The 26,459-nt window shown below is 55.3% G+C and carries 25 protein-coding genes and 1 tRNA gene; 16 read left to right on the top strand and 10 right to left on the bottom strand.

The window, feature by feature from the left end; all coding sequences use genetic code 11:
- Window positions 1-42: 42 nt before the first annotated feature.
- The 10 genes from plsY to ureG all read left to right on the top strand — a co-directional run bounded on the left by plsY (window position 43) and on the right by ureG (window position 7,947).
- Window positions 43-657 (top strand): glycerol-3-phosphate 1-O-acyltransferase PlsY, encoded by a 615-nt coding sequence (plsY, locus tag ABGB15_RS03600; protein ID WP_152082270.1) that lies wholly within the window; start codon window positions 43-45, stop codon window positions 655-657.
- A gap of 89 nt (window positions 658-746) precedes the next feature.
- The gene (locus ABGB15_RS03595; RefSeq protein WP_152082271.1) at window positions 747-2,213 is read left to right on the top strand and encodes an MFS transporter; all 1,467 of its coding nucleotides are present in this window, start codon (window positions 747-749) and stop codon (window positions 2,211-2,213) included.
- A gap of 248 nt (window positions 2,214-2,461) precedes the next feature.
- Window positions 2,462-3,289, top strand: coding sequence for an urease accessory protein UreD (locus ABGB15_RS03590; RefSeq protein ID WP_215722489.1), 828 nt, complete (start codon window positions 2,462-2,464; stop codon window positions 3,287-3,289).
- A 10-nt stretch (window positions 3,290-3,299) separates the two neighbouring features.
- Window positions 3,300-3,602 (top strand): urease subunit gamma, encoded by a 303-nt coding sequence (locus ABGB15_RS03585; protein ID WP_003862556.1) that lies wholly within the window; start codon window positions 3,300-3,302, stop codon window positions 3,600-3,602.
- A gap of 10 nt (window positions 3,603-3,612) precedes the next feature.
- A complete protein-coding gene (locus ABGB15_RS03580; RefSeq protein ID WP_152082273.1) occupies window positions 3,613-3,927 on the top strand; it encodes an urease subunit beta in 315 nt (104 codons plus the stop codon).
- The gene (ureC, locus tag ABGB15_RS03575) at window positions 3,920-5,623 is read left to right on the top strand and encodes an urease subunit alpha (protein WP_215722488.1); all 1,704 of its coding nucleotides are present in this window, start codon (window positions 3,920-3,922) and stop codon (window positions 5,621-5,623) included. The genes ABGB15_RS03580 and ureC overlap by 8 nt, the downstream gene beginning before the upstream one ends.
- A 9-nt stretch (window positions 5,624-5,632) precedes the next feature.
- The gene (gene ureE, locus ABGB15_RS03570) at window positions 5,633-6,097 is read left to right on the top strand and encodes an urease accessory protein UreE (RefSeq protein WP_215722487.1); all 465 of its coding nucleotides are present in this window, start codon (window positions 5,633-5,635) and stop codon (window positions 6,095-6,097) included.
- 9 nt (window positions 6,098-6,106) lie between these two features.
- Window positions 6,107-6,646, top strand: coding sequence for a HupE/UreJ family protein (locus ABGB15_RS03565; RefSeq protein ID WP_215722486.1), 540 nt, complete (start codon window positions 6,107-6,109; stop codon window positions 6,644-6,646).
- The gene (locus tag ABGB15_RS03560; protein WP_215722485.1) at window positions 6,646-7,320 is read left to right on the top strand and encodes an urease accessory protein UreF; all 675 of its coding nucleotides are present in this window, start codon (window positions 6,646-6,648) and stop codon (window positions 7,318-7,320) included. The genes ABGB15_RS03565 and ABGB15_RS03560 overlap by 1 nt, the downstream gene beginning before the upstream one ends.
- Window positions 7,321-7,329: 9 nt before the next feature.
- Complete coding sequence (gene ureG / locus ABGB15_RS03555) at window positions 7,330-7,947, top strand: urease accessory protein UreG (RefSeq protein ID WP_014071813.1); 618 nt, start codon at window positions 7,330-7,332, stop codon at window positions 7,945-7,947.
- 87 nt (window positions 7,948-8,034) lie between these two features.
- Here the strand turns inward: ureG and tsaD are convergent, their stop codons facing one another.
- Window positions 8,035-9,048, bottom strand: coding sequence for a tRNA (adenosine(37)-N6)-threonylcarbamoyltransferase complex transferase subunit TsaD (tsaD, locus tag ABGB15_RS03550; protein ID WP_152082278.1), 1,014 nt, complete (start codon window positions 9,046-9,048; stop codon window positions 8,035-8,037).
- Window positions 9,049-9,284: 236 nt separating this feature from the next.
- Here tsaD and rpsU point away from each other — a divergent pair, with 236 nt between their 5' ends.
- The 3 genes from rpsU (at window position 9,285) to rpoD (ending at window position 13,370) form a co-directional block, all read left to right on the top strand.
- Window positions 9,285-9,500, top strand: a complete 216-nt coding sequence (gene rpsU, locus ABGB15_RS03545) for a 30S ribosomal protein S21 (RefSeq protein WP_001144069.1) — start codon at window positions 9,285-9,287, stop codon at window positions 9,498-9,500.
- Between the two features lie 115 nt (window positions 9,501-9,615).
- Window positions 9,616-11,361 (top strand): DNA primase, encoded by a 1,746-nt coding sequence (dnaG, locus tag ABGB15_RS03540; protein WP_215722484.1) that lies wholly within the window; start codon window positions 9,616-9,618, stop codon window positions 11,359-11,361.
- Between the two features lie 164 nt (window positions 11,362-11,525).
- Complete coding sequence (rpoD, locus tag ABGB15_RS03535) at window positions 11,526-13,370, top strand: RNA polymerase sigma factor RpoD (RefSeq protein WP_152082280.1); 1,845 nt, start codon at window positions 11,526-11,528, stop codon at window positions 13,368-13,370.
- 101 nt (window positions 13,371-13,471) lie between these two features.
- On the opposite strand, the gene mug is transcribed toward rpoD, so the two are convergent.
- Window positions 13,472-13,978 carry a G/U mismatch-specific DNA glycosylase gene (gene mug, locus ABGB15_RS03530; protein ID WP_152082281.1) on the bottom strand — a complete coding sequence of 169 codons (507 nt, stop codon included), beginning with the start codon at window positions 13,976-13,978 and terminating at the stop codon, window positions 13,472-13,474.
- Window positions 13,979-14,103: 125 nt separating this feature from the next.
- Between mug and ABGB15_RS03525 the strand changes: the two genes are divergently transcribed.
- Window positions 14,104-14,179 (top strand) — tRNA-Ile (locus ABGB15_RS03525).
- A 102-nt stretch (window positions 14,180-14,281) separates the two neighbouring features.
- Here ABGB15_RS03525 and ABGB15_RS03520 read toward each other — a convergent pair.
- From ABGB15_RS03520 to ABGB15_RS03485, 8 genes are all read right to left on the bottom strand, one after another.
- A complete protein-coding gene (locus ABGB15_RS03520; protein ID WP_369064110.1) occupies window positions 14,282-15,124 on the bottom strand; it encodes a DUF4942 domain-containing protein in 843 nt (280 codons plus the stop codon).
- A 71-nt stretch (window positions 15,125-15,195) separates the two neighbouring features.
- On the bottom strand, window positions 15,196-15,840 hold the full coding sequence (locus tag ABGB15_RS03515) for an antitoxin of toxin-antitoxin stability system (RefSeq protein WP_369064109.1): 645 nt from the start codon (window positions 15,838-15,840) through the stop codon (window positions 15,196-15,198).
- Window positions 15,841-15,854: 14 nt separating this feature from the next.
- Window positions 15,855-16,376, bottom strand: coding sequence for a DNA repair protein RadC (gene radC / locus ABGB15_RS03510; protein ID WP_105590287.1), 522 nt, complete (start codon window positions 16,374-16,376; stop codon window positions 15,855-15,857).
- Between the two features lie 82 nt (window positions 16,377-16,458).
- Window positions 16,459-16,848 (bottom strand): TA system toxin CbtA family protein, encoded by a 390-nt coding sequence (locus tag ABGB15_RS03505; RefSeq protein ID WP_369064108.1) that lies wholly within the window; start codon window positions 16,846-16,848, stop codon window positions 16,459-16,461.
- An 88-nt stretch (window positions 16,849-16,936) separates the two neighbouring features.
- Entirely contained in the window at window positions 16,937-20,227 is a 3,291-nt protein-coding gene (locus tag ABGB15_RS03500; protein WP_369064107.1) for an AIDA repeat-containing protein, read from the bottom strand.
- A 27-nt stretch (window positions 20,228-20,254) separates the two neighbouring features.
- Window positions 20,255-20,938 (bottom strand): WYL domain-containing protein, encoded by a 684-nt coding sequence (locus tag ABGB15_RS03495; protein ID WP_105590290.1) that lies wholly within the window; start codon window positions 20,936-20,938, stop codon window positions 20,255-20,257.
- Between the two features lie 211 nt (window positions 20,939-21,149).
- Window positions 21,150-21,986 (bottom strand): DUF932 domain-containing protein, encoded by an 837-nt coding sequence (locus ABGB15_RS03490; RefSeq protein ID WP_032950157.1) that lies wholly within the window; start codon window positions 21,984-21,986, stop codon window positions 21,150-21,152.
- Between the two features lie 78 nt (window positions 21,987-22,064).
- The gene (locus tag ABGB15_RS03485) at window positions 22,065-22,931 is read right to left on the bottom strand and encodes a GTPase family protein (protein WP_369064106.1); all 867 of its coding nucleotides are present in this window, start codon (window positions 22,929-22,931) and stop codon (window positions 22,065-22,067) included.
- Window positions 22,932-23,097: 166 nt separating this feature from the next.
- Here ABGB15_RS03485 and ABGB15_RS03480 point away from each other — a divergent pair, with 166 nt between their 5' ends.
- Window positions 23,098-23,316, top strand: coding sequence for a hypothetical protein (locus ABGB15_RS03480; RefSeq protein WP_080395906.1), 219 nt, complete (start codon window positions 23,098-23,100; stop codon window positions 23,314-23,316).
- A gap of 90 nt (window positions 23,317-23,406) precedes the next feature.
- Window positions 23,407-26,379 carry a type I restriction endonuclease subunit R gene (locus tag ABGB15_RS03475; protein ID WP_097455396.1) on the top strand — a complete coding sequence of 991 codons (2,973 nt, stop codon included), beginning with the start codon at window positions 23,407-23,409 and terminating at the stop codon, window positions 26,377-26,379.
- Window positions 26,380-26,459 lie beyond the last annotated feature (80 nt).

Genomic DNA, 26,459 nt, shown 5'->3' with positions numbered 1-26,459 from the left:
GATGCTGAGAATACAGATACATTTTCAAAACGGAACAGCGTTATGAGTGCAATCGCGCCTGGAATGATCCTCCTTGCCTACCTTTGCGGCTCAATCTCCAGCGCCATTCTGGTCTGCCGCATCGCCGGATTGCCTGACCCACGCGAAAGTGGCTCCGGGAACCCAGGGGCGACCAATGTACTACGAATTGGCGGCAAGGGAGCAGCCGTAGCGGTTTTGATTTTTGATGTTCTGAAAGGGATGCTTCCCGTCTGGGGCGCGTATGCGCTGGGCGTCACGCCATTCTGGCTGGGGCTGATTGCTATCGCGGCCTGCGTCGGTCATATCTGGCCGGTATTCTTCGGTTTTAAAGGTGGTAAAGGCGTGGCCACCGCCTTTGGTGCCATAGCGCCTATCGGCTGGGACCTCACTGGCGTGATGGCCGGGACCTGGCTGCTGACGATTCTTCTGAGTGGCTACTCGTCGCTGGGTGCGATTGTCAGCGCGCTGATCGCGCCGTTCTACGTGTGGTGGTTCAAACCCCAGTTCACTTTCCCGGTGTCGATGCTCTCCTGCCTGATCCTGCTGCGTCATCACGACAACATCCAGCGCTTGTGGCGTCGCCAGGAAACCAGGATCTGGACAAAACTCAAGCGAAAGAAGAAAGACGCTAAATAAATAGTTATGCCTTATAACCAAATGTGATTTTGGTCACCTTCTGCCTGTGGTAACTGTTAGGTACACAACACAACCACATAAAAAAGAAAATGGCAGAAATCACAGACACTACTCCCCTTTCAACGGCAGGAAATACCCCGGATGGCGACATCAAGTGGGTACGCAGCGCATCGGATGTCTCACGTCTCGTTAATGACGGTTCTCAGGGTCGGGCCAATGCCCGTATCGTGGTCGGTATCGCATTAGGCGGTATTTTCCTTGATGCATACGACCTCGGCGCGCTGGCGTTCGGCATCAAAGACATTACCCGCGAATTTAACCTGACACCGGCAGGCACCGGCATGGTGGCCTCGGCGATTACGTTTGGTGCCATTGTCGGGGCGCTGCTGGGCGGTTATCTCACCGACAAAATCGGGCGCTACCGCGTCTTTATGGCTGACATGGTGTTCTTCGTCGTAGCGGCCATCGCCTGTGCACTGGCTCCGAATGAATATGTTCTGGCGGGCGCGCGTTTTGTGATGGGCCTCGGTGTAGGGATCGACCTTCCCGTGGCAATGGCGTTTCTGAGCGAATTCGCCAGGCTGAAAGGCCCAGGCAACAAAGCCTCAAGCGTCGCAATGTGGTGCCCCACCTGGTATGCGGCAATCAGTATCTCTTATCTGCTGGTGCTCTTCTTCTATGCCGTGCTCCCCGAAAGCCACAGCGACTGGCTCTGGCGCTTGATCCTCGGTTTCGGCGCGGTACCGGCGCTGGTGATTATCGCCATCCGTAGCCGCTACATGAGCGAGTCTCCGGTCTGGGCGGCGAATCAGGGGAACCTGAAAGAGGCGGCGTCCATCTTGCGGCAGTCATATAACATTAACGCCCACGTGCCGCAGGATGCGCTCAGCCAGCCAGCACCTGTCGTCAACAAGGCAAAATGGTCAAACTACCTGAATCTGTTCCGCGGCATCTATTTACGGCGCACGACGCTGGCTACCTTGCTGTCGGTTGTCTCCTCATTCGCCTATAACGCCGTTGCCTTTGGTCTGCCGGTGATCATCTCCAGCTTTTTTGTGCAGTCGATGCTGACCACCATTCTGATCTCGCTGGCGCTTAACCTGCTGTTTGCGTTTGTCGGTGGCCTGCTGGCGGTGCGCTATGTTCCGCGCTTCGGTGCGTGGCGGATGTCGCTTGCGGGTTATGCCTGCCAGCTTGTTGCCCTGCTCGGGCTGGCGCTCATTGGCCGCCCGGAAGGATCAACCGAAGGCGTTCTCGCCGTCGCGATGCTGGCGCTGTTCCTGTTTGGTCAGGGCTTTGGGCCGGGGGCGCACACCATGACGTTTGCCTCTCTGAGTTACCCGACCTCGCTACGCGGCGTGGGCGTCGGCTTAAACCAGACGCTGATGCGCAGCAGTTCAACGCTCTCACTGTTCCTGTTCCCGCTGCTGGTCGCCTCGCTGGATACCGCCGTGTTCTGGGTGATCGCCCTGGCACCGTTTATCGGCCTGGCGTCACTGCTGGCGATCCGCTGGGAGCCGTCCGGCTATGACGTGGATGCGGAGGATTATCGCTAGCCTTTCTTGCCGGGTGGCGCTGCGCTTACCCGGCCTACAATACACCACGATAACAATAAATTGCGTATCCCCTGTAGGCCCGTGCAAGCGTAGCGCCGCCGGGCGAAACTCACAAAATGCACATTATCAACAGTCTGAAACTGGCTCACATGAGCCGGTTTTTTTATCCATAAGCGACTCATATGACAGCCTTCATTTCCTCCAGGGCATACTGAAACGACCCCCGATGATGAGCAGATGGATGCAGCATGTTAGCAGCTCAGGTCACTGATAATACGTATAAAGGCTGGCAGGCCTCGCTTGCCCTGCAGTTTTGTCACACCCCTGAGAAAACCCTCCTGCACTCTGCTCACCACGTCGGGCCGCTTACCGTCCAGCGTCCGTTTTATCCCGAAGGCGAAACCTGCCACCTCTATCTGCTGCACCCACCAGGGGGGATTGTCGGCGGCGATACGCTGGATATTTCTGTTCGGCTGGATGCCAAAAGCCACGCACTTGTCACCATGCCCGGTGCCAGTAAGTTCTATCGCAGCAGCGGCCCACAGGCTTGTCTGAACCAGCATTTTTACCTCGACGAAGATGCCACGCTGGAATGGCTGCCGCAGGACACCATTATCTTTCCCGGCGCGAATGCCGCGCTGCGTTCCGTCTTTCACCTGCGCGCCTCCAGCACATTGCTGGCGTGGGAGCTTTACTGCCTCGGTCGCCCGGTGATTAACGAAACTTTCAGTCACGGCACGCTTGAGAGCCGCCTTGAAGTCTGGCTTGAGGATGAACCCTTACTGATTGAGCGCCAGCATCTCAGCGGTGGCGATCTGACGTCCGTCGCCAGGCACCCGTGGGTCGGCACGCTGTTGTTCTATCCGGCGACGGAAAACCATCTTGACACTGTGCGAGAGTGGCTCACTCCGCTGGACAAATTTTCCGGCGCTACCCTCACCGATGGCCTGCTGTCGGTGCGATTTCTCTCCCACGACAACCTGATTTGCCAGCGGGTGATGCGCGATATCTGGCAGTCGCTTCGCCCGCTTTTAACCACCAAAACCGCCTGCTCGCCGCGTATCTGGCAGACATAAGAGAAACGTTATGGAACTGACCCCCAGAGAAAAAGACAAGCTGTTGCTGTTTACCGCCGCGCTGGTTGCCGAACGTCGACTCGCGCGCGGGGTAAAACTCAATTATCCGGAATCGGTCGCGTTGATCAGCGCCTTTATTATGGAAGGCGCGCGCGATGGCGAAACTGTCGCGTCGTTAATGGAGGCAGGCCGTCATGTCCTGACGCGCGATCAGGTGATGGAGGGCGTGCCGGAGATGATCCCGGATATCCAGGTAGAAGCCACCTTCCCGGACGGATCAAAGCTCGTCACCGTTCACAACCCGATCGTGTAAGGAGATTGCAATGATCCCAGGCGAATACCAGATCAAACCCGGAAACATCCCCATCAATGTCGGGCGTGAAACGCAAATCGTGATCGTCGAAAACCACGGCGACAGGCCGATCCAGGTGGGCTCGCACTACCACTTTTACGAGGTCAACCCGGCGCTGAAATTCGACAGGGAAGCCGTTAAAGGCTTCCGGCTGAATATTCCGGCGGGCACTGCCGTGCGTTTTGAACCCGGCCAGAAGCGCGAAGTGACGCTGGTTCGGGTCACCGGCGCGCAGCGCATTGTCGGCTTTCGCGGTGAGGTGATGGGCGAGGTGAAAAATGGCTGAGATTTCCCGTCAGGCGTATGCCGATATGTTCGGCCCCACTACAGGGGATAAAGTGCGGCTGGCCGACAGCGAGCTGTGGATCGAAGTGGAAAACGATCTCACGATCTACGGCGAAGAGGTTAAGTTCGGCGGCGGAAAAGTGATCCGCGACGGCATGGGTCAGGGGCAGATGACGGCTGTCGACTGCGTGGATCTGGTGCTGACCAACGCGCTGATTGTCGATCACTGGGGGATCGTGAAAGCCGATATCGGCGTGAAGAACGGGCGGATCTTTGCCGTCGGGAAAGCCGGTAATCCGGACATTCAGCCCGGCGTGACGATCCCGATTGGTGCCGCGACGGAAGTGATCGCCACCGAAGGGAAGATCGTCACCGCGGGCGGGATCGACACCCACATTCACTGGATCTGCCCGCAGCAGGCGGAAGAGGCGCTGGTCTCCGGCGTCACCACCATGATCGGCGGCGGTACCGGGCCGGCGGCGGGCACCAACGCCACCACCTGCACGCCGGGGCCGTGGTATATCGCCCGCATGCTGCAGGCTGCGGATACATTGCCGGTGAATATCGGTCTACTCGGCAAAGGTAATGGCTCGAACCCTGATGCCCTGCGCGAGCAAATCGCGGCGGGCGCGATCGGGCTAAAAATCCACGAAGACTGGGGCGCGACGCCAGCGGCGATCAACTGCTCGCTGGAGGTCGCCGAAGAGATGGACATTCAGGTGGCGCTGCACAGCGACACGCTGAACGAGTCCGGATTTGTCGAAGACACCCTGGCCGCCATCGGCGGGCGCACCATCCACACCTTCCACACCGAAGGGGCGGGCGGCGGCCATGCGCCGGATATCATCACCGCCTGCGCGCACCCGAATATTTTGCCCTCCTCCACCAACCCGACGCTGCCGTACACGGTGAATACCATCGACGAGCATCTCGACATGCTGATGGTGTGTCACCACCTTGACCCGGATATCGCAGAAGATGTGGCCTTCGCCGAATCGCGCATTCGCCGCGAAACTATCGCCGCTGAAGACGTGCTGCACGATATCGGCGCGTTCTCGCTCACCTCGTCAGATTCTCAGGCGATGGGCCGCGTGGGGGAAGTGATTATCCGCACCTGGCAGGTGGCGCACCGCATGAAAATCCAGCGCGGCGCGCTGCCGGAAGAGACGGGCGATAACGATAACTTCCGCGTGAAGCGCTACGTCGCCAAATACACCATCAACCCGGCGCTCACCCACGGCATCGCCCATGAAGTGGGATCGATTGAAGCGGGCAAGCTGGCGGATCTGGTGGTCTGGTCCCCGGCATTCTTTGGCGTCAAACCCGCCACCATTGTTAAGGGCGGGATGATCGCCTGCGCGCCAATGGGCGATATCAACGCCTCAATCCCCACGCCGCAGCCGGTGCATTACCGCCCGATGTTTGGCGCGCTGGGCGCGGCGCGTCACGCCACCCGTCTGACGTTTATCTCGCAGGCGGCTGACGCGCAGGGGATACCGCAACAGCTCAATCTGCAGAGCGCCACGGCGGTAGTGAAAGGCTGCCGGACGGTGAAAAAGGCGGACATGATCCACAACGGCCTGCAGCCGAATATCACCGTTGACTCGCAAACCTACGAGGTGCGTGTTGACGGTGAACTGATTACCAGCGAACCGGCTGACGTACTGCCGATGGCGCAACGCTATTTCCTGTTTTGAGGAGTGATGATGATCTATTTAACTCAACGTCTGGACCATGCCCACCCCGTCACCGCCAGCGTGACGCTGCCGATTGATGTGCGGGTGAAAAGCCGCGCCCGCGTGGCGCTGAACGATGGACGCGAAGCGGGGCTGATGCTGCCGCGCGGTCTGCTGCTGCGCGGCGGGGATCTGCTAACCACCGACGACGGCAGCGAGGTGATTGAAGTGATCGCTGCAGCAGAGTCGGTCTCCGTGGTGCGCTGCGCCGATCCGTTCCTGCTCGCCCGCGCCTGCTATCACCTGGGCAACCGCCACGTGCCGCTGCAGATAATGCCCGGTGAGCTGCGTTATCACCACGATCACGTTCTCGACGATATGCTGCGCCAGTTCGGGCTGGAAGTGGCATTCGCCAGCCTGCCGTTTGAACCGGAAGCGGGCGCTTACACCAGCGATGCCCACAGCCATAGTCACTCTCACGCTCATTCACATTAAGGATTACCCATGCGTAAGTATTTACCCTTGCTCCTTCTGGCCTTTTCCCTTCCGGCGCTGGCGCATCCGGGCCACGGTGCCGACAGTTTTCAGGCTGGTTTTCTCCATCCGTTAACGGGCCTCGATCACCTGCTGATGCTGACAGGCGCAGGCGTGCTCTCTGCGCTGAGCGGCCGCAAGCTGCTGCTGCCGTTTGCCACCCTCGGCATGATGCTGACAGGTGCGGTCGCAGGCAGCCTGCTCGGTGGCTTTAGCGGCATGGAGATGCTGATTATCGCCTCGCTGGCGGTCTGCGGCGTGATGATGTTTAAAACCGAAAACCGCCTGCTGCTGGCGGTGCCTGCGCTGGCGATGTTCCACGGCTGGGCGCACGGCGTGGAGATGTCCGGCCACAGCTTCTGGCTCTTCACCAGCGGCTTTATGCTCGCCAGCGCCACGGTGCTGTGCGCCAGCTTTGCCGCAGGGCTGCTGCTGCGCCGTCACGACGGCCTGCGTAAAACCTTCGGCGGTGGGCTGATCGTCTCTGCCCTGCTGGCGCTGATGAGCTGATGGAACACGCCCGACAGTGGCTGCGTCTGATGCAGCTCTCCAGCAGCAGCCTGCCGATCGGATCGTTTACCTGGTCGCAGGGGCTGGAGTGGGCCGTTGAGGCGGGCTGGGTGACGAACGTCGATGCCTTCAAACGCTGGCAAACCCAGCAGATGGAGCAGAGCTTTTTCTGCGTCGATTTGCCACTTTTCCTTCGTCTTTATCAGGCCTGCAAGCAGCAGGATCTGGCGGCGGCAAAACGCTGGACGGCATACCTGCTCGCCTGCCGGGAAACGCGCGAACTGCGCGAAGAAGAACGTAATCGCGGTATGGCCTTTACCCGGCTGGTCAAAAGCTGGGAGCCGGACTGCCCCGTAGCGTGGCTGCCGCTGTTTATGCAAAGCCAGCTCACGGGTATGGCCTGGCTCGGCGTGCACTGGGGCATTGGTGCGCGCGAGCTGGCGCTGAGCCTGGGCTACAGCTGGATTGAGAGCGCGGTGATGGCGGGCGTCAAGCTCGTGCCGTTTGGGCAGCAGGCCGCGCAGCAGCTGATTATCGATCTGAGCGACCATTTCGCCGCCGGGCTTGAACAGGCATTTTTGCGTGGCGACGACGCGCTGGGTGCGGCAACGCCGCTTTCCGCCATCGCCTCTGCCCGCCACGAAACACAATATTCACGGTTATTCCGTTCCTGAGGAGTCAACATGGCTGATTACAAACATCCTCTGCGCGTTGGCGTGGGCGGCCCGGTAGGGTCGGGCAAAACGGCACTGCTGGAAGCGCTCTGCAAGGCAATGCGCGATACGTACCATCTGGCGGTGGTCACAAACGATATCTACACCAAAGAGGATCAGCGCATTCTCACTGAAGCGGGCGCGCTGGAACCGGAGCGCATCGTGGGCGTGGAGACCGGCGGCTGCCCGCACACCGCCATCCGGGAAGATGCGTCGATGAATCTGGCGGCCGTTGAAGCGTTAAGCGAAAAATTCGGTAATCTGGATCTGATCTTCGTGGAAAGCGGCGGCGACAACCTGAGCGCCACGTTCAGCCCGGAGCTGGCGGATCTCACTATCTACGTGATCGACGTGGCCGAAGGGGAGAAGATCCCACGCAAAGGCGGGCCGGGCATCACCAAATCCGATTTTCTGGTGATCAACAAAACCGATCTCGCGCCATACGTGGGTGCCTCACTGGAGGTGATGGAGCGCGACACCAACCGCATGCGCGGCGAGCGTCCGTGGACATTTACCAACCTGAAAGCGGGTGACGGTCTGGCGACGATTATTGCGTTTCTGGAAGAGAAAGGGATGTTGCGGGTGTAGTGCGGTTTATTGCCGGGTGGCGGCTTCGCCTGACCCGGCCTGCGGTTTAGTAGGCCCGGTAAGCGCAGCGCCACCGGGCAAAAAAACTCACGCCTCTGGCAGCTCCGCCAGCGGCCAACGCGGACGCACGGACACGCTCAGGTCGGACGTCGCACCCGCATTCAGGCGCACCATCCCGGCGTAGGCGATCATCGCTCCGTTATCGGTACAAAACTCCGGACGGGCGTAGAACACTTCCCCGCGACGCTTTTGCATCATCCCGGCGAGTTTCGCACGCAGCGTGCGGTTGGCGCTCACGCCGCCCGCCATCACCAGGCGTTTGAAGCCGGTCTGGTCGAGCGCACGCTTGCACTTGATCATCAGCGTATCCACCACCGCGTCTTCGAACGCACGGGCAATATCAGCACGCGTCTGCTCGCTATCGTCGTTATTACGAATCGTATTCGCCGCGAACGTTTTCAGGCCGGAGAAGCTAAAATCCAGCCCCGGACGGTCGGTCATCGGACGCGGGAAGACAAAGCGCCCTTCCGTGCCCTGAGACGCCATTTTAGACAGCATCGGGCCACCGGGATAATCCAGACCCAGCAGCTTGGCGGTTTTATCGAAGGCTTCACCGGCGGCATCGTCGATCGACTCGCCCAGCAGCTCATACTTGCCAATGCCCGTTACGCTAATCAACTGGGTATGACCGCCGGAGACCAGCAGCGCCACAAACGGGAATTCAGGCGGGTTCTCTTCCAGCATCGGTGCCAGAAGGTGCCCTTCCATATGGTGGACCGGAATAGCCGGAACATCCCACGCGAACGCCAGCGAACGGCCTACCGTTGCGCCGACCAGCAGCGCACCCACCAGGCCAGGGCCTGCGGTATACGCCACGGCATTAATATCGGTTGAACGCAACCCGGCCTCTTTCAGCGCCGCCTGAATCAGCGGAACCGTTTTACGCACGTGGTCACGAGAGGCCAGTTCAGGCACGACGCCGCCGTAGTCAGCGTGCAATTTCACCTGACTATACAGTTGGTTGGCCAGAAGCCCTTTTTCGTCGTCGTAAATGGCGATGCCGGTTTCATCGCAGGATGTTTCAATACCCAGTACACGCATGAGTTGTTTTACCTCGCTTCAATACCGCGCAGTGTAGGGCCAATGCGGATCGATGTAAAACTTTGTTCGCCCCAGGAAGAAGGCTCGTGTATACTCCTCACCCTTATTAAAGTCCCTTTCAAAATCGCATCGGTGCTTTACAAAGCAGCAGCATTTGCAGTAAAATTCCGCACCATTTTGAAATAAGCTGGCGTTGATGCCAGCGGCAAACCGAATTTATCAAAGGTGAGAGTTACATGCCGGTAATTAAAGTACGTGAAAACGAGCCGTTCGACGTAGCACTGCGTCGCTTCAAACGTTCATGCGAGAAAGCAGGTGTTCTGGCTGAAGTTCGTCGTCGTGAGTTTTATGAAAAACCAACGACCGAACGTAAGCGCGCTAAGGCTTCTGCTGTGAAACGTCACGCGAAGAAACTGGCTCGCGAAAACGCACGCCGTACTCGTCTGTACTAATCAATTGAGGGCCTCAGCCCTCAATTACAGACAGAGTAATAGTCGTAAGGCCGTGCTTCCGGAAGGAATGCGCGGCTTGTTTTCGTTTATGAGTAGCTAAAAATTCACGGGGCATATGGCTGGACGAATCCCACGCGTTTTCATCAATGACCTGCTGGCGAGGACCGACATCGTCGATCTCATCGACGCGCGGGTGAAGCTGAAAAAGCAGGGCAAGAACTACCATGCGTGCTGTCCGTTTCATAACGAAAAAACCCCCTCTTTCACCGTAAACGGTGAAAAGCAGTTTTACCATTGCTTCGGCTGTGGCGCACACGGGAATGCCGTCGATTTTTTGATGAACTACGACAAGCTCGAGTTCGTTGAAACCGTCGAAGAACTGGCGGCGATGCATAACCTTGAAGTGCCGTATGAAGCAGGCAGCGGGCCAAGCCAGATAGAGCGCCACCAACGGCAAACGCTGTATCAGCTAATGGACGGCCTGAATTCGTTTTACCAACAGTCTCTTAAGCACGCTGCTGCTGAGCCTGCGCGTCAGTATCTGAACAAGCGCGGACTGAGCGACGATGTGATTGCGCGTTTCGCTATTGGTTACGCCCCGCCCGGCTGGGACAACGTGTTAAAACGTTTTGGCGGCAATAGCGAAGATCGTAAATCACTGGTTGATGCAGGCATGCTGGTCACTAACGACCAGGGACGAAGCTACGACCGCTTCCGTGAACGGGTGATGTTCCCGATCCGCGATAAGCGTGGCCGGGTGATAGGTTTTGGTGGACGTGTGCTGGGCGATGCCCTGCCGAAATACCTCAACTCCCCGGAAACCGATATTTTCCATAAGGGCCGCCAGCTTTATGGTCTTTATGAGGCGCAGCAGAATAATGCGGAACCTCCGCGCCTTCTGGTCGTCGAAGGCTATATGGACGTCGTTGCACTGGCGCAGTACGACATTAACTACGCGGTTGCGTCGTTAGGTACGTCCACGACGGCGGATCACATCCAGCTGCTGTTCCGCGTGACGAACAACGTGATTTGTTGTTACGACGGTGACCGCGCAGGACGCGACGCCGCCTGGCGAGCGCTGGAAACCGCGCTACCCTATATGACCGACGGGCGTCAGCTGCGTTTTATGTTCCTGCCCGACGGTGAAGACCCGGATACGCTGGTGCGTAAAGAGGGTAAAGCGGCGTTTGAAGCGCGGATGGAGCAGGCTCAGCCGCTCTCCACGTTTTTGTTTAACAGCCTGATGCCGCAGGTCGATTTGAGTACTCCTGACGGGCGCGCGCAGCTCAGCACGCTGGCGCTGCCGTTAATCAGCCAGGTGCCCGGCGAAACGCTGCGCATTTATCTGCGTCAGGAGTTAGGCAACAAGCTCGGCATTCTGGATGACAGCCAGCTTGAACGTTTAATGCCTAAACACGCTGAAAACGGCACGGTACGCCCCGCGCCTCAGCTAAAACGCACAACCATGCGTATACTGATAGGGTTACTGGTACAAAACCCTGAACTTGCTCCGCAAGTGCCGTCGCTGGCGGGTTTGAACCACGAAAAATTGCCCGGACTTGGCTTATTTTCAGAACTGGTCAACACTTGTCTGTCTCAGCCAGGTCTGACCACCGGACAACTTTTAGAACATTATCGCGGCACAAAAGAGGCCGCTACCCTTGAAAAACTGTCGATGTGGGACGATATAGCAGATAAGGACATTGCAGAAAAAACGTTCACCGACTCACTCAACCATATGTTTGATTCGATGCTTGAGTTGCGCCAGGAAGAGCTGATTGCTCGCGAGCGCACACATGGCTTAAGCAGCGAAGAACGCCGGGAACTCTGGATGATTAACCAGGAACTGGCGAAGAAATAAGTGAAAGACAAAAGTATTTAACGGCTTAAGTGCCGAATATCGATCGGGAAGCCCCCGGCAGCCGCACTGAGAGGCAGCGGCAAAAATATAAGTACGCCCTCGCTTTAAAGGTTGGCAAATCATCGCCGACACCAATCAAACGAATTAAGTGTGGATACCGTCTTATGGAGCAAAACCCGCAGTCACAGCTGAAACTTCTTGTCCAACGCGGTAAGGAGCAAGGCTATCTGACCTATGCCGAGGTCAATGACCATCTGCCGGAAGATATCGTCGACTCAGATCAGATCGAAGACATCATCCAAATGATCAATGACATGGGCATTCAGGTGATGGAAGAAGCACCGGATGCCGATGATCTGTTGCTGGCTGAAACCTCCAACAACACTGATGAAGATGCGGAAGAAGCTGCTGCACAGGTACTGTCCAGCGTGGAATCTGAAATCGGGCGCACCACTGACCCGGTCCGCATGTACATGCGCGAAATGGGCACCGTTGAACTGTTGACCCGCGAAGGCGAAATCGACATTGCGAAACGCATTGAAGACGGGATCAACCAGGTTCAGTGCTCTGTTGCCGAATACCCGGAAGCGATCACCTATCTGCTGGAGCAGTACGATCGCGTTGAAGCGGAAGAAGCGCGTCTGTCTGACCTGATCACCGGCTTCGTTGACCCGAACGCTGAAGAAGATATGGCACCAACCGCCACTCACGTCGGCTCTGAACTGTCTCAGGAAGAGATGGATGACGATGAAGACGAAGATGAAGAAGAAGACGACGACAGCAGCGACGACGACAACAGCATCGACCCTGAGCTGGCGCGCGAGAAGTTTGCTGAGTTGCGTACACAATACGAACTGGCCCGTGACACCATCAAGGCGAAAGGCCGCAGCCACGCAGCCTCGCAAGAAGAGATCCTGAAGCTGTCTGAGGTGTTCAAACAGTTCCGCCTGGTGCCAAAACAGTTCGACTACCTGGTTAACAGCATGCGCGTCATGATGGATCGCGTGCGTACCCAGGAACGCATCATCATGAAGCTGTGTGTTGAACAGTGCAAAATGCCGAAGAAGAATTTTATTACCCTCTTCACCGGCAACGAAACCAGCGAAACCTGGTTCAACGCCGCTATCGCGATGAACAAGCCGTGGTCTGAAAAACTGCACGACGTAAAAGAAGACGTGCATCGTGGCCTGCAGAAGCTGCAGCAGATTGAAGAAGAGACCGGCCTGACCATCGAGCAGGTGAAAGACATCAACCGTCGCATGTCCATCGGTGAAGCGAAAGCCCGCCGTGCGAAGAAAGAGATGGTTGAAGCGAACTTACGTCTGGTTATCTCTATCGCCAAGAAATACACCAACCGTGGCCTGCAGTTCCTGGATCTGATTCAGGAAGGCAACATCGGTCTGATGAAAGCGGTCGATAAGTTTGAATACCGTCGTGGTTACAAGTTCTCCACTTACGCGACATGGTGGATCCGTCAGGCGATCACCCGCTCTATCGCAGACCAGGCGCGCACCATCCGTATTCCGGTGCATATGATTGAGACGATCAACAAGCTCAACCGTATCTCTCGTCAGATGCTGCAGGAGATGGGTCGCGAGCCGACGCCAGAAGAGCTGGCTGAGCGTATGCTGATGCCGGAAGACAAAATTCGTAAAGTGCTGAAGATCGCCAAAGAGCCTATCTCCATGGAAACACCGATTGGTGATGATGAAGATTCGCATCTGGGTGATTTCATCGAGGATACCACCCTCGAGCTGCCGCTGGACTCTGCCACCACCGAGAGCCTGCGTGCCGCAACGCACGACGTCCTGGCTGGCCTGACCGCTCGTGAAGCAAAAGTGCTGCGTATGCGTTTCGGTATCGATATGAACACCGACCACACGCTGGAAGAAGTGGGTAAACAGTTCGACGTTACCCGCGAACGTATCCGTCAGATCGAAGCGAAGGCGCTGCGTAAACTGCGCCATCCTAGCCGCTCTGAAGTGCTGCGTAGCTTCCTGGACGACTAATCCAGGTAAACAGCAAAAAGCTCCCAATCGGGAGCTTTTTTTTTGTTTATTCCCTCTCCCTGTGGGAGAGGGACAGGGTGAGAGCATCAGCCCGCAGAGGACTATAGCCCCCGCACTATCAGCGCTTCATCCAGTTCCCGATACGCCTCCACCAGCTTATCCAGCGTCGCTCTGTTCAGCCCGCTCGGGTTCGGCAGCACCCATACCTGCGTCACCCCAACAGAGATACTCTGCTTGCCCCACTGCACACCGCGCTGGCTGAACGCCTGCTCGTAGGCCTGCTTGCCCAGAATCGCCAGCGCGGCAGGCTGGTAATCTTCAATCTTTTTGATCAGTTCCCGCCCGCCGCTGCGCAGTTCATGCAGGTTCACTTCACTCGCCTGCACTGTGGGACGTTCCACCAGCATTGTAATCCCGCAGCGCGTATCCAGCAGTTGCTGTTCCTCTTCTGGCTTTAGCAGCCTGTCGGTAAATCCCGCCTGATGGATCACCTTCCAGAAGCGATTTCCCGGATGAGCGAAGTGAAAACCGGTGTGTGCCGAAGACTTACCAGGGTTGATGCCGCAGAACACTACCCGCAGGCCAGGGGCCAGAATATCGTTGATCATGCTTACTCCCGATCTATACGTCGTTATGGAAGTATAAAGGATTGATTATGCGTTGTTTATAAAAACAGCAGGCAGGTGTGAATGGCTGGATTGCTGAGGGGAGTTACTTTATAATTCACCGCCACGGCCCCTTAGCTCAGTGGTTAGAGCAGGCGACTCATAATCGCTTGGTCGCTGGTTCAAGTCCAGCAGGGGCCACCAGATAAAACAAGGAGTTAGATGAGAAATCGTCTGACTCCTTTTTCTTTGGATGCGATTTGGGTCAGGTAATGGGTCAGGTAAGGAATTGCCTCCATGCCCTCTTCATCTCGCTGCCAGCATCCCCGGATAATGTCTTGCCACGATGTCGTTCATCTTTTCCACCAGTTCCATGCACCTGAAAATGATATGGCAGGTGCCTTTCTGGAAGTAACGGATAGACATCATCTCATCCTCAAACTGCCGGTCATGGGGATGTTGCCGGATATGCTCTGACAACCGTGAGGCAATATCAGTACGGTTATCGGGAATGGGTTTGCCGTTCAGCACATGCAGCATTCTTTCCAGATCCACCAGTTGATCCCGCTGTCTGCCCCAGTTCAGCCCAAAACCCCAGGGCTGATGTCTGACAAGACCTGTAACGATGATTTTCTGACCAAACTTACAGGGGCTGTTGGTTTTGTAATCCCACGATAGCCCCCGGAACACATTGATAACACCACGCTCAAAAACAGCCTGTTTATCACAGTGCAGAAGTTCAAAGGTGGTAAGAATATTGTCGGTGCTGATGGTAGGAATATCCTCCTGTTCCAGGCTGTTGTACCACTGTTCGCGTGCCTGGGCATCCATCAGCGCCAGCATTCCCGATTTTTGCATCAGGTCACGCCAGATACTGCGGTCGAGATGCCGGGTAATGGCCTTCATCGCCTTCTCCGGCGTTTCCGTCAGCCAGCAGTCATACGCATATCCCTGGCGCATCATCCAGTCACGGGCGATACCACCCCCGATGCTGTCAGTGAGTTGAGAAATCGCGTTCAGTTGCGCGATAAGCTGCCGGATTTGCTCCAGTGCCGCATCGCGGCCAGTCACTATTCGCGCGATGCTGGTTGAGGGGATCAGTTCGCTATGGCCGGTCAAGACCTGCGGGTCGGGTGAAGTGGTTTGCATAAGGTAAACTCCATAAATGCCAACGCCAGCCGGAAATGGCTGGCGCTGACGGTGAGTGGACAGATTGAAACTCAACCAAACCGGTGGCCCGATTCGGTGAAGGTGTATTCGTTAGCGGCGATGGCTTCGTCTACGGCGTCATCTGAAGTTAAACAGGTGTACTCGTCTTCAAGTCGCCGATAGAGCCAGCGGGCCAACTCGCGCAGCGCTTCGCTCACGGCGTCTTCGGCGTCGGTGGTCATCGCCGCCCCGGCAGGATGGTCGCGCTCAACGGCGAACGCCATGCAATACTCATGGTAATAGTTGCCTCGATGGCGGATTTCGGCGTGCAACTGCCAGAAATTACGACGCTGGATATCCTGCAATGCATCGGCAATGCGGTGAAGCCAGGCATCCTGCGGTGCGTAGTCCCGGATCTGGCGTGACGCCTGCGGCTGCCAGGCATAATCGGCCTCGAAACAAGCACCGTCACCCTGACTCCAGAAACCACGGAACCAGATGCACGGCTCCTGACGGGTATGATCGCCATAGAGCCGGACAGCACGGGTTTTGAGGCGCACACCAAGGATGTCGCAAATATGCTGAAAATCCTCATACACCGCATCAAACCAGTCGTAGTCGAAACCGCCCTCACGATAACAGGCGCGGGCTCTTTCTCTGGCAGCATCGGACAGTTCATCAAGCTGATAGACGGTGGTTACTATCACTTTGCTCATCAGAATGCCCTCCGCTATATCCAGCTACGTTCGGCAAATGACACCACATCCGCGCCGCCCACCACCAGGTGATCCAGCAAACGGATATCCAGCAGCTCCAGCACGGTTTTCAGCGTTTCCGTTATATGCCGATCAGCTACGCTGGGCTCGGCGTAGCCGGAAGGGTGATTGTGCGCCACAATCACTGCCGCCGCGTTATGACGCAACGCGCCCCTGACGACCTCGCGCGGATGCACCTCAACGCTGTTAATCGTGCCCAGGGCGATGACTTCTTTCTCCAGCAACCGGTGCTGATTGTCGAGGTAAATCACCATAAACACCTCTCGTTCCAAGTGGGTCATTTGCAGGCGCAACCAGTCGCTGACCGCGTGGGAAGAGATAAACGATATGCCCGGCTCCCTCAGGCATTTGTCCAGCAGGGACAGAGCCTGACGGATAATCCACTGTTCTCCAGGGGCAATGCTGCCGGACAGTTCAGTGCGGGGTGAGCAAAGTCCGGTTAAGACGTCGGGGTCGGTCAGTGCCAGTTCTGTCATTTCTGGTTTTCCTTTAATAAATAAAAGCAAAGCGCCAGCCGGTGAGGACTGGCGCGGATGCGAGTGTGAAGGTTTGACGGGATTATTGTTTCGGGCCACTTAACGTGCCACGCGTGATGTCGGTGACAGTTTTATAGTTGCGGCGGGTCATCAGTCCGGTGGCTCGCCTGGCACGCAGCATGTCGATATGGCTGATGAACGGCGATGGCGTCTGTACACTGAACTCCTGACGGTCAGTGCGCACCAGGTCGTATTTTTCCACCATAAAGTTCAGTGCGTCGATCAATGCAATTCCTGCGTCAATATGCGCCTGAATGACGGAATCGTTACTGAATGGCGTATCATTGAGCGTCAGGCCGTAATGCTGCGCCAGCAGCCGTGTCAGTAATGTTTTCCAGATGCCGACCGGTGATGCCGTCTGCGATACGGCCAGTGGCAGGCCAGATGATGCCGCCAGTAAAGAATGTGACATGTTTATACTCCTTAAAATGCAAAAAGCCCCTGCTGCCAGAGCAACAGGGGCTGAGTGGATAATCGCCCTGAGTGGGGCGAAGGGATTATCAGAAGGCGACTTTCAGAGTGGCCTGACCGTTATAACCACCAGCGCTGTTACCGCTCACGCTGCGGGTATAACCGCCCTGCACGCCGAGCGTGACATTCTGGCGGATTTGCGCTTCCACGCCCGCCTGAACATCCAGCGCGGTGCCATTCTGTGACGGACTGAACGTGACGTTGCTGCCTGCTGTGGTAGTTCCCATGTTCAGGTCGCCATCACTGCCAAAGGTGCGGATAACCGATGGCGTGACCCACCAGTTAACCGGAAGCTCTGCCGCGCTGTGCTTCATGGTGGATTCATAACCTGCCAGTGTGGACGTTCCCTGACCAAACACCATATCCGACTGGTTGCCTAAGCGCAGCCCGGCGCGGACATGCTGGGCACTGCCAGTGCCGAAGTTCACGTACCCCCCGTTATCATGACCATTATCCAGTGACGTGGACTGGTACACGTACTGCACCTGCGGTTCCAGCACCAGGCTGGTGCCGATATTCAGCGGCAAACCGCTTTCCAGTGAACCCAGCCAGCTCCAGCCACGGGTATCAAAACGGTTATCTGCGGATGTTGCTTCCAGGCTGTGACGGGAACCCTGTGCCATCATATCGGCCCATAAACCGGTACCGCTGTCCACCGCCGTCAGGTAGCCGCCCAGACTGTACGCATGGTCACGCACAGACCCCGCACGGGAACGATCATCGTTTTTCACTTCGTTGTTGGATTCACCCAACGCACCGTAAACACCCGCCGTCAGTACATCGGTACGCAGCAGATCGCCACCCAGTTGCAAAAAACCGTAACTGCCGCTGCTTTCCGGCGTGGTTCCCTGCGCCAACCCTTTACGATCGCCATGCCCCAGATGACCGCCCTGAATACGCCCCCAGACCGCGTTATCACTGCCGCGCTGTGCATTATTACTGCGCTGGCTGTAACTGCCTGCCAGTACACGGTCATAATCCAGCGTCTGCGCGAACAAAGAAGCATAGAGAGCGGTTTCTGCGCGATAAGCCGCTTCGCTAGTCAGATACCAGCTTTCATCTGCCGTGCCATGTTGCAGGGTATAGTTATACGCCCCGGCCTGGAGTTTTCTCCCCAGAGCAAACGCCCCCGCTTCAGTCGTGGCTCCGTTGATGGCATCCACCACCTTGATACCGTTACCGGTTGTGGCAAGCCCCAGCCCGGCATTCCCCACATTCGTGAAGTTCAGCCAGGTTTTGCCGGTTGCGGTGCCGCCATCAATAATCAGCATATCGGTGGGGAAAGTCGGATCGTCCAGACGAACGGACATATTGATGCTGCCTCCATGCCCAATCAGGTTTTTCACGGTCAGCGTGTTGGGCGTAAAACTGCCCGATACAGACGTGAAATTGATGGTGCCTGAGGCACTGAGGTCATCCAGTACCGATTTTACCGTGGCGTTATCGGGAATATTCCAGATCGCGCCAGAATCCAGCGTCACATCTGTCGGGTCAATGGCACCGTTCAGCACGGTGTTTCCGGTCAGCAACAGGCTGGTGCCGGACTGCGCAATCACATCACTATTAACCACGCTGTTTTCCAGCGCCAGCGTGCCGCCATTCAGCGTTAACTGCGATTGTGTCACGGTACTGTCACTGACCGTCAGCGTACCATCACCTTCTTTCAGCAACGAACCTTCACCGCTTAATGTCCCGCTGAAACGGGCTTCAGCACCTGAACCCGTACTGAACAGCAGGGTATCATTATTGGTGACATCCCCGGCCAGCACGGCATTGTCTTTCAGAGTGGTGTTACCGAGGATGTTTGCGCCCGTGTCCGCAATCAGCGTGCCGCCATCGTTCATCACGATGTCTGAGGCAGTACCTCCGGCGGCCACCGCCAATACCCCGCCGTTGTTTACGGTGGTGGACTCTGCAATACCGTTGCTCAGAACCGACAGTTTCCCGCCATTTTCCAGCAGGACATTGGTGGCGGTATGCGTGGTGCCATCAATGGAGAAATCCCCCAGACTGTTCGTCCCGGTAACCGTGGAATCGGTGGTCGCCCATAATGCACCGCCCTGTTTGATGACCACATCCATCGCGGAAGTGCCCGCATCCACCGACAACACACCATCCGCTTCCACTGTGACGTTATTCGCCGACCCGGCCACCGCCGTTTTTCCGGCAACAGGTTCATCCTGCCAGATGGACACTTCCAGCCGACCACCACGATTCACGACCGAGCCGATAGCTGTACCACCGGCAAAAACCGACTGTACCCCGCCATTATTGATGGTGGTGTTTTCCGCACGTCCACCATTCACCATCTGATACGACAGGTCGGTCAGCAATTCGCCGGAGGGGGAATCATCACCGATAGTGGTGTTCAGGGTAGAGCCACCAGCCTGCACACTCTGCGAGGATGCGCTGTTGCCGTTTGCCGCCTCGGTACCAGTACCATTAAGGATAGTGGTATCCGTTGCCGTCGCTCCGTTCTTCACCACCTGCCAGCCGTTTTGGCTAATCACTGTACCTTCGGCGCTGGCACCTTCATGAACATACTGGAAGCCGCCTTCCAGCAGGGTATTTTTTGCCACGCCATGCACACTCTGGTCGCCCCCCATTTTCACGGTAGTGGTGTCAGCGGAACCGCCCTCGAAAATGACCTGACGACCATTGGCATTAATCAGGGTGTCGGTGACATCACCGGACACAAACTGACCATCACTGTTTTCAGCATCCGGTCCGCCCTGAGATCCGGTGTTAACCACCGTACCGGAAGCTGTCGCGCCTGCTTTAACTAACTGATAACCTGCTTCATTAATGACCGTGCCATTTGCCACACCGCCATCATGCACCCATTGCGAGCCACCATTCAGCACAGTGCCTGTCGCCTCGCCATGCACGCTTTGCCCACCACCGCTATTAACAATGGTATCGGTGGCACTACCGCCTTTCAGTACCGCCTCAAGGCCACTGGCATTGACGACGGATGACGTTGCCACACCGCCGGACTGGATAAACTGCCCACCCTGATTGTTTTCATCATCATCTCCGTATTCCTGCCCGGTGTTGATAATGGAGCCTGCTGCCTGACCGTACACCAGATGAGAGTCGTGATTACTGACCACCACACCAGTGACGGACTCCCCTTCGGGCACGGTAATATTGCTGCCGTCCGCCAGTGCGGCAGCAGAGCCAGCCAGCCCGGCGACCGTCACCGCCAGTACCGCGCCGGTTCGTTTACCTTTCGCTTTCGCCAGCTCGGAAACGGCGACAAATGCGCCGAGGACATCATTCCAGACCAGCCTGTAACTGGTATTGAGGTTTCGTTTCATTAAACAATCCTTATTACTGTGTGCAGATTAAAGAGACAGCGCATCAAGAGAACGCTGGATGAAATGAAAATGAGGTAATGCATTGAGAAAACGCTCGTTTTCCGGCAGGCGGAAAATGGCGTCATTACGGATAAAGGTTTCAGTAGAGGGAACGACCTGATGAATCTCATCCAGCGAGAACACCGCCATGCGTTGTCCATATTCCGCCAGCAGATACCAGGTGCCATCCCGCGCAACCAGCCGACAGGGAGCCAGCCTTTCGCAGCGTTGCCCCTCGGCCAGCAGCGTCACACGCTGACGCGCCGTAATAGCCTGAATCAGCCGAAAGAAGGAAAGAGAGCCTGCTGCCGTGCTGGTACAGGGGGATGACCAGACCAGGCAGGGGGATTCATCACACGCCAGCAGCGTGTTGACCATCTTCCTGTCCAGCCCCGGAAATACATCCCCCATCCCGGAGCGCCAGGCAAAGGTCAGAATATCCAGCTCCCGTTGCGATACGCTGCCACCGGAGCGCAGGCGGCACATTCCCCGGTGGTATTCCAGATCCAGATACATCAGTCGTTCACGAAAATCCCGCCTCAGGGTACGTACCGACACGCCAAATTCAGCCGCCAGTTTTCCCACATGCAGGGTTTCTCCGGCCAGCAGTCGGCTGATGATCAGCGAAAGCCTGACCGCCAGCCGGTCATGTCGGCGTTCCGCCAGTGTCATAATGTTGTCTCCGTGGGTAATAACTCACTGAAAAATGGTGTAATTACTTTAAAGAGGGGGGCGGTAAGGGTATGGACACAGCAGAAACTATTTTTTATTTCTGCTTATCCCAGCGATGGCGGGGGCTGCGAAGACAGGTGTGCGATATTTGCACAGTTGAATAATGTTAAAACAGACAGGGAGCGTCCTTAATTAACATTAAATTAACCATTTAAATGACCGCTCTCCCCTGCACATGACCCAGCATGGTTTCTGCCATCACCCACAGCGCACGGTTGAGCTTCACGTCCCCGTCGATGCCACTCACGGCACGCGTACGGGCGCGTTTGCCGGTGGCATTACGCCCCGTCAGCCCGCCTTTCACCAGGTTTTCCTGAATTCGCTGGTACGTGGTCCACAGATCATTGCGCTGATCCTGTACGCGGCGCGGGGTCAGTAACTGAGTTTCGTTGACTGGCTGAAATTCCTCGCCAAAACGGTACGTCAGTGCCGCTTTCGCCATCGCCTGCTGTGCCGGTGGCGGCAGCGTCAGCGCCTGCATTTCCTCGCGCTTTTCATCAACACGGTCAAACACATCCAGCACCTCATACGCGCCTTCAATCACCCGCTCCACCACATCACCCTTATGGGGAACTCGCACCTCGCCGAAGGACTCTCCGCAGATAAGTCCGTTCTGGCACACCATACGGAACAGCCCAGGCAGCATCTGGTACGAGCTGGAACCATCGTGTGAGTTGAGCAGAATGATTTCCGGCACCTGATGCCCCGTGATTTGTCCCTCACGGCGCAGGCGCAGCATGTGTTTGGTATGCTCACGTTTGCCCTGGTCGCGTACGCGCGTCTGGCAGGCAAAGAACGGCTGAAAACCTTCACGTTGCAGGTTTTCCAGCAAAGTGATGGTGGGAATGCAGGTGTAACGCTCACTGCGGGATGCGTGCTTGTCTTCGCTGAACACGCTGGGCACCACGCAAAACAACTCTTCACGGGTTAACGGACGGTCACGGCGGATAACATTCGCCCGACCAAAACGGGAAGCTAAACGGGTCATGGTTCATTCCTTAAGCAATAAATAAAGAAAAGCCCCGTCGCACAGAGCGACGGGGCGGGTTATTGGATGTGAAAATCTTCAGAAGAAAAAATCCCAGACAGAACGGGCGACCGATACAACAGCATTACGCACATAGCGAATAACGGTACGCGCTATCTGAGGAACAAAAGGCATGGCAGCGACGGAATCCAGCACGTCACCTACCGCCTCGCCGAAGTCAGTACGTGCGGTTTCCTTTACCCGTGTAGTACGTAAAGGGTTCTGTAACCGGGCGGCGACCGGGCTGCTGGCCTCACGTGGCAGGCAACGGATCATCCGTTCCGCCATCTGAGTTATCCCCCATTTCATTCGTACCGACACCGCGCAAACCGGGTGCACTGGCGTAAACAGGGTGTTCAGTATCTCAGTCTTACGGTGGATACTCTGTTGCTGCGGCATGGACAGACCTTCAGCATTGCCGCTGACCGGTTCAATTTTGTCGGCCTGACTGATAACAAACATCACCTTATGCTGGTGATCCTCGCCGATCACCTGACGGTAAAACCGCTCGTCTACCGCCAACGCCCGGTCATCAGCCTTGACCAGCCACAACACCAGATCGAGGCGCGGCAGTTGCTGGCGATACATCGCGGCATATTCCGCATCACGGCTGTCGCTTTCACCAACACCGGGCAGATCCACGATGGTCATAAAGCGTTCGCCAGCCTGTAAACGAAAGCGCAGCGGTTCACGGGTACAGGCTGCAACATCACTGACCGGCGAGACTTCCCCGGCAAACAGGGCATTGCACAGGCTGGATTTCCCGGCTCCAGTTTTCCCCATAATGCCGATCACCGGCTCATAGTCGGTAAGCGAGTGAATGTGTTTTAGGATGGTGCCAGACAGTTGTGTGGGCAGCGCGGCCATTGCCTTGCTGATAGCGTTGATACCTTCTTGTTTACTCATGATTTTTCCCGAACAGAAAATAAAACGACAACGGCTAACCTGTCGGTTAGCCGTTATGGGTGGAGGTGTTCGGGAGGATGATATATATCTGAAATTATTTGGGATTATGTCAGTAGCAGTAGTTATTTTCAGTCAATAAGAACCCATTGAGTTTTGTAGAGTTGCAATGCAAAATGCATTACATTTACAGGCTCTGGTATTGAGGGCTCCGCTGATGACACGCCTTAAAGATGAAACACTTTCTATACGCACATCTGCCGACATTAAACAACTTCTTCGCCAAGCCGCTGATCGTGAGCGTCGCTCTGTCGCCTCAATGATTGAGGTTTTGGTTATAAATTATGCGAAGGCACACGGACTAACACCGGATCACTCTAAAAAATAACACTGCCGAGTAGCTCACTTTTAGTGCCTCATTCCACGAAAATAGAAGCATGGTCAAGTAAAGAGTGATACTGAGGCGAGGAATTCACCAATGAGTACGACCGAAAACCAAATTGAGCTGGATCTTATTGCCCGGCTGGCTGAACTAAAATACACACTGCGACCCGACATTCGTGATCGGGCATCACTCGAAAAAAACTTCAGGGAGAAGTTTGAAGCTCTCAATAAGGTGCATCTGACCGATAGCGAGTTTCAGCGTCTGCTCGATACTATTATTACGCCTGATGTGTACAATGCAGCTCAGACGCTACGCAATATCAATAGCTTCGAGCGTGATGATGGAACACCACTGAACTACAGCTTGGTTAACATTCGCGACTGGTGCAAGAACGACTTTGAGGTAGTGAACCAATTACGCATCAACACCGATAACAGTCATCAACGCTATGATGTGATGCTTCTCATTAACGGTGTACCGGTTGTGCAGATCGAGCTTAAAACACTGTCCGTTAGCCCACGCCGTGCTATGCAGCAAATCGTGGATTACAAAACCGAGCCTGGCAATGGCTACGGTAAGACGCTGCTGTGTTTCATCCAGCTCTTCATCGTCAGCAATCGTACTGATACCTGGTACTTCGCTAACAATAATGCGCGACATTTCAGTTTTAATGCCGATGAGCGCTTCCTGCCGGTCTACCAGTTCGCTAGTGAAGATAACAAAAAGATTACCCAGCTAGAGATCTTCGCCGACAAGTTCTTAGCCAAGTGTACTTTAGGGCAAATGATCAGCCGTTATATGGTCCTGGTTGCCAGCGAACAGAAACTATTGATGATGCGCCCATACCAAATTTATGCGGTCAAGGCTATCGTCGAGTGCATTCATCAGAATTGCGGAAACGGCTACATCTGGCATACCACTGGTTCGGGCAAAACGCTGACTTCGTTCAAAGCGTCCACTTTGCTCAAGGATAATCCTGACATCGAAAAATGCCTTTTCGTGGTGGATCGTAAAGATCTGGATCGCCAGACCCGCGAAGAATTTAACCGTTTTCAGGAAGGCTGTGTAGAAGAGAACACTAACACTGAAACACTGGTTCGCCGACTTTTGTCTGACGACTATGCCGATAAGGTTATTGTCACGACTATCCAGAAGCTGGGCCTTGCCTTAGACGGCACAAATAAACGTAACTACAAAGAACGTCTGGAGCCGTTACGAGACGCCCGTATCGTTTTCATCTTCGATGAATGCCACCGCTCGCAATTTGGTGAGAACCATAAGGCTATAAAAGAATTTTTCCCCAATGCCCAGCTTTTTGGCTTCACGGGGACGCCTATCTTCGAGCAGAATGCCAGCTACCAACAAATCGAAGGTCAGCAAGCCAGCCTGCGTACCACCGACGACTTATTCGAACGGTGTTTGCACCAGTACACCATCACTCATGCTATCGAAGATCGCAACGTCTTACGCTTTCACATAGACTATTTCAAACCCGAAGGAAAGAACCCACCTAAGCCCGGTGAAGGCATCGCTAAATCCAAGGTTATCGAAACCATTCTTTCCAAGCACGATTCTGCGACCAACGGACGCAAATTTAACGCTGTCCTGGCGACAGCCAGCATTAACGATGCCATCGAATATTTTGAGTTATTTGCCAGTATTCAGACAAAAAATGCAGAAAAAGACGCTGAATTCCGGCTATTAAACGTAGCATGTGTTTTTTCCCCACCTTCTGAAGGTAACAAAGACGTTCAGCAGATACAGGAAGATCTGCCTCAGGAGAAAGAAGATAACCAGCAAGACCCGGAAGGCAAGAAAGCGGCACTCACCCGTATCATTGCTGATTACAATGCCCGTTTCGGGACCAATCACCGCATAAGCGAATTTGACTCTTACTATCAGGACGTACAAAAGCGCATCAAGGATCAGCAGTACCCCAATACAGACTTATCTGCCGCGCAAAAAATTGACATCACCATCGTAGTGGACATGCTGCTTACGGGATTTGACTCCAAGTACCTCAATACGCTGTACGTGGACAAAAATCTCAAACACCATGGCTTAATTCAGGCATTTTCACGGACTAATCGCGTTCTCAACGATACGAAGCCCTACGGCAACATTCTCGATTTTCGTCAGCAGCAAAAGTCGGTAGAAGGAGCCATCGCGCTCTTTTCTGGTGAGAAAATCGATAACCCGCGTGAAATCTGGCTGGTCGACCCTGCACCTAAAGTCATAGAGAATCTGCAAACAGCCACGCAAAAACTGGCCGACTTTATGCAATCACAGGGACTGACTAATGCACCGGAAGAAGTCGCTAACCTTAAAGGCGATGTTGCCAGAGCGCAATTCGTTAACCTGTTCAAAGATGTTCAAAGACTCAAAACTCAGCTCGATCAGTATACCGATCTGTCTGAAGCGCAGAAGCAACAGATCGAGAGGATCGTGCCGTCAGATCAATTGCAGGGATTTAAGGGCGTATATCTGGAAACAGCCAAACGCCTGAAAGAACAACAGGACAAAGACCAGACACCACCAGAAGTACAACAACTCGATTTTGAGTTTGTACTTTTTGCCTCTGCGGTTATTGATTACGACTTTATCATGAGTCTTATTGCTAATCTGACTCAGCAGAAACCAGGCAAGCTCACTCTGAATCGCGAAGAACTCATTGGCCTGATCCAGTCCGATGCCAAGTTTATCGACGAGCGTGAAGATATTGCTGAGTACATCCGTGGCCTGCCGGTAAATGAAGCATTAAACGAAAAACAAATTCGAACGGGTTTTGAACACTTCAAGGCAGAAAAGAAGGCGAAAGAACTCAATGACATCGCCGCCCGACACGAACTCGCACCCGATGCCCTACAAGTTTTTGTTGATGAAATTCTGCGTCGCCGTATCTTCGACGGCGAGCGCCTTTCCGAATTAATGGCTCCGCTGAATCTGGGCTGGAAAGCACGCACTCAGAAAGAGCTGGCGCTTATGGATGAGCTGACACCGTTGCTACACAAACTGGCACAAGGGCGTGAGATCACGGGACTATCAGCCTATGAGGAAGAACGATAATGAAAACAGGTTGGACATGGATTATCTGCACATCGAGCGATATATCAATCTTAATAAGTGCATGATCCTAGGAGTAAAAA

It is taken from the genome of Enterobacter sp. MALB-1 (genome assembly GCF_041021625.1).
Taxonomy (GTDB): Bacteria; Pseudomonadota; Gammaproteobacteria; order Enterobacterales; family Enterobacteriaceae; genus Enterobacter; species Enterobacter oligotrophicus.
The sequence above is the reverse complement of the archived record's forward strand: the minus strand, read 5'-3'. Positions and strand labels throughout refer to the sequence as shown.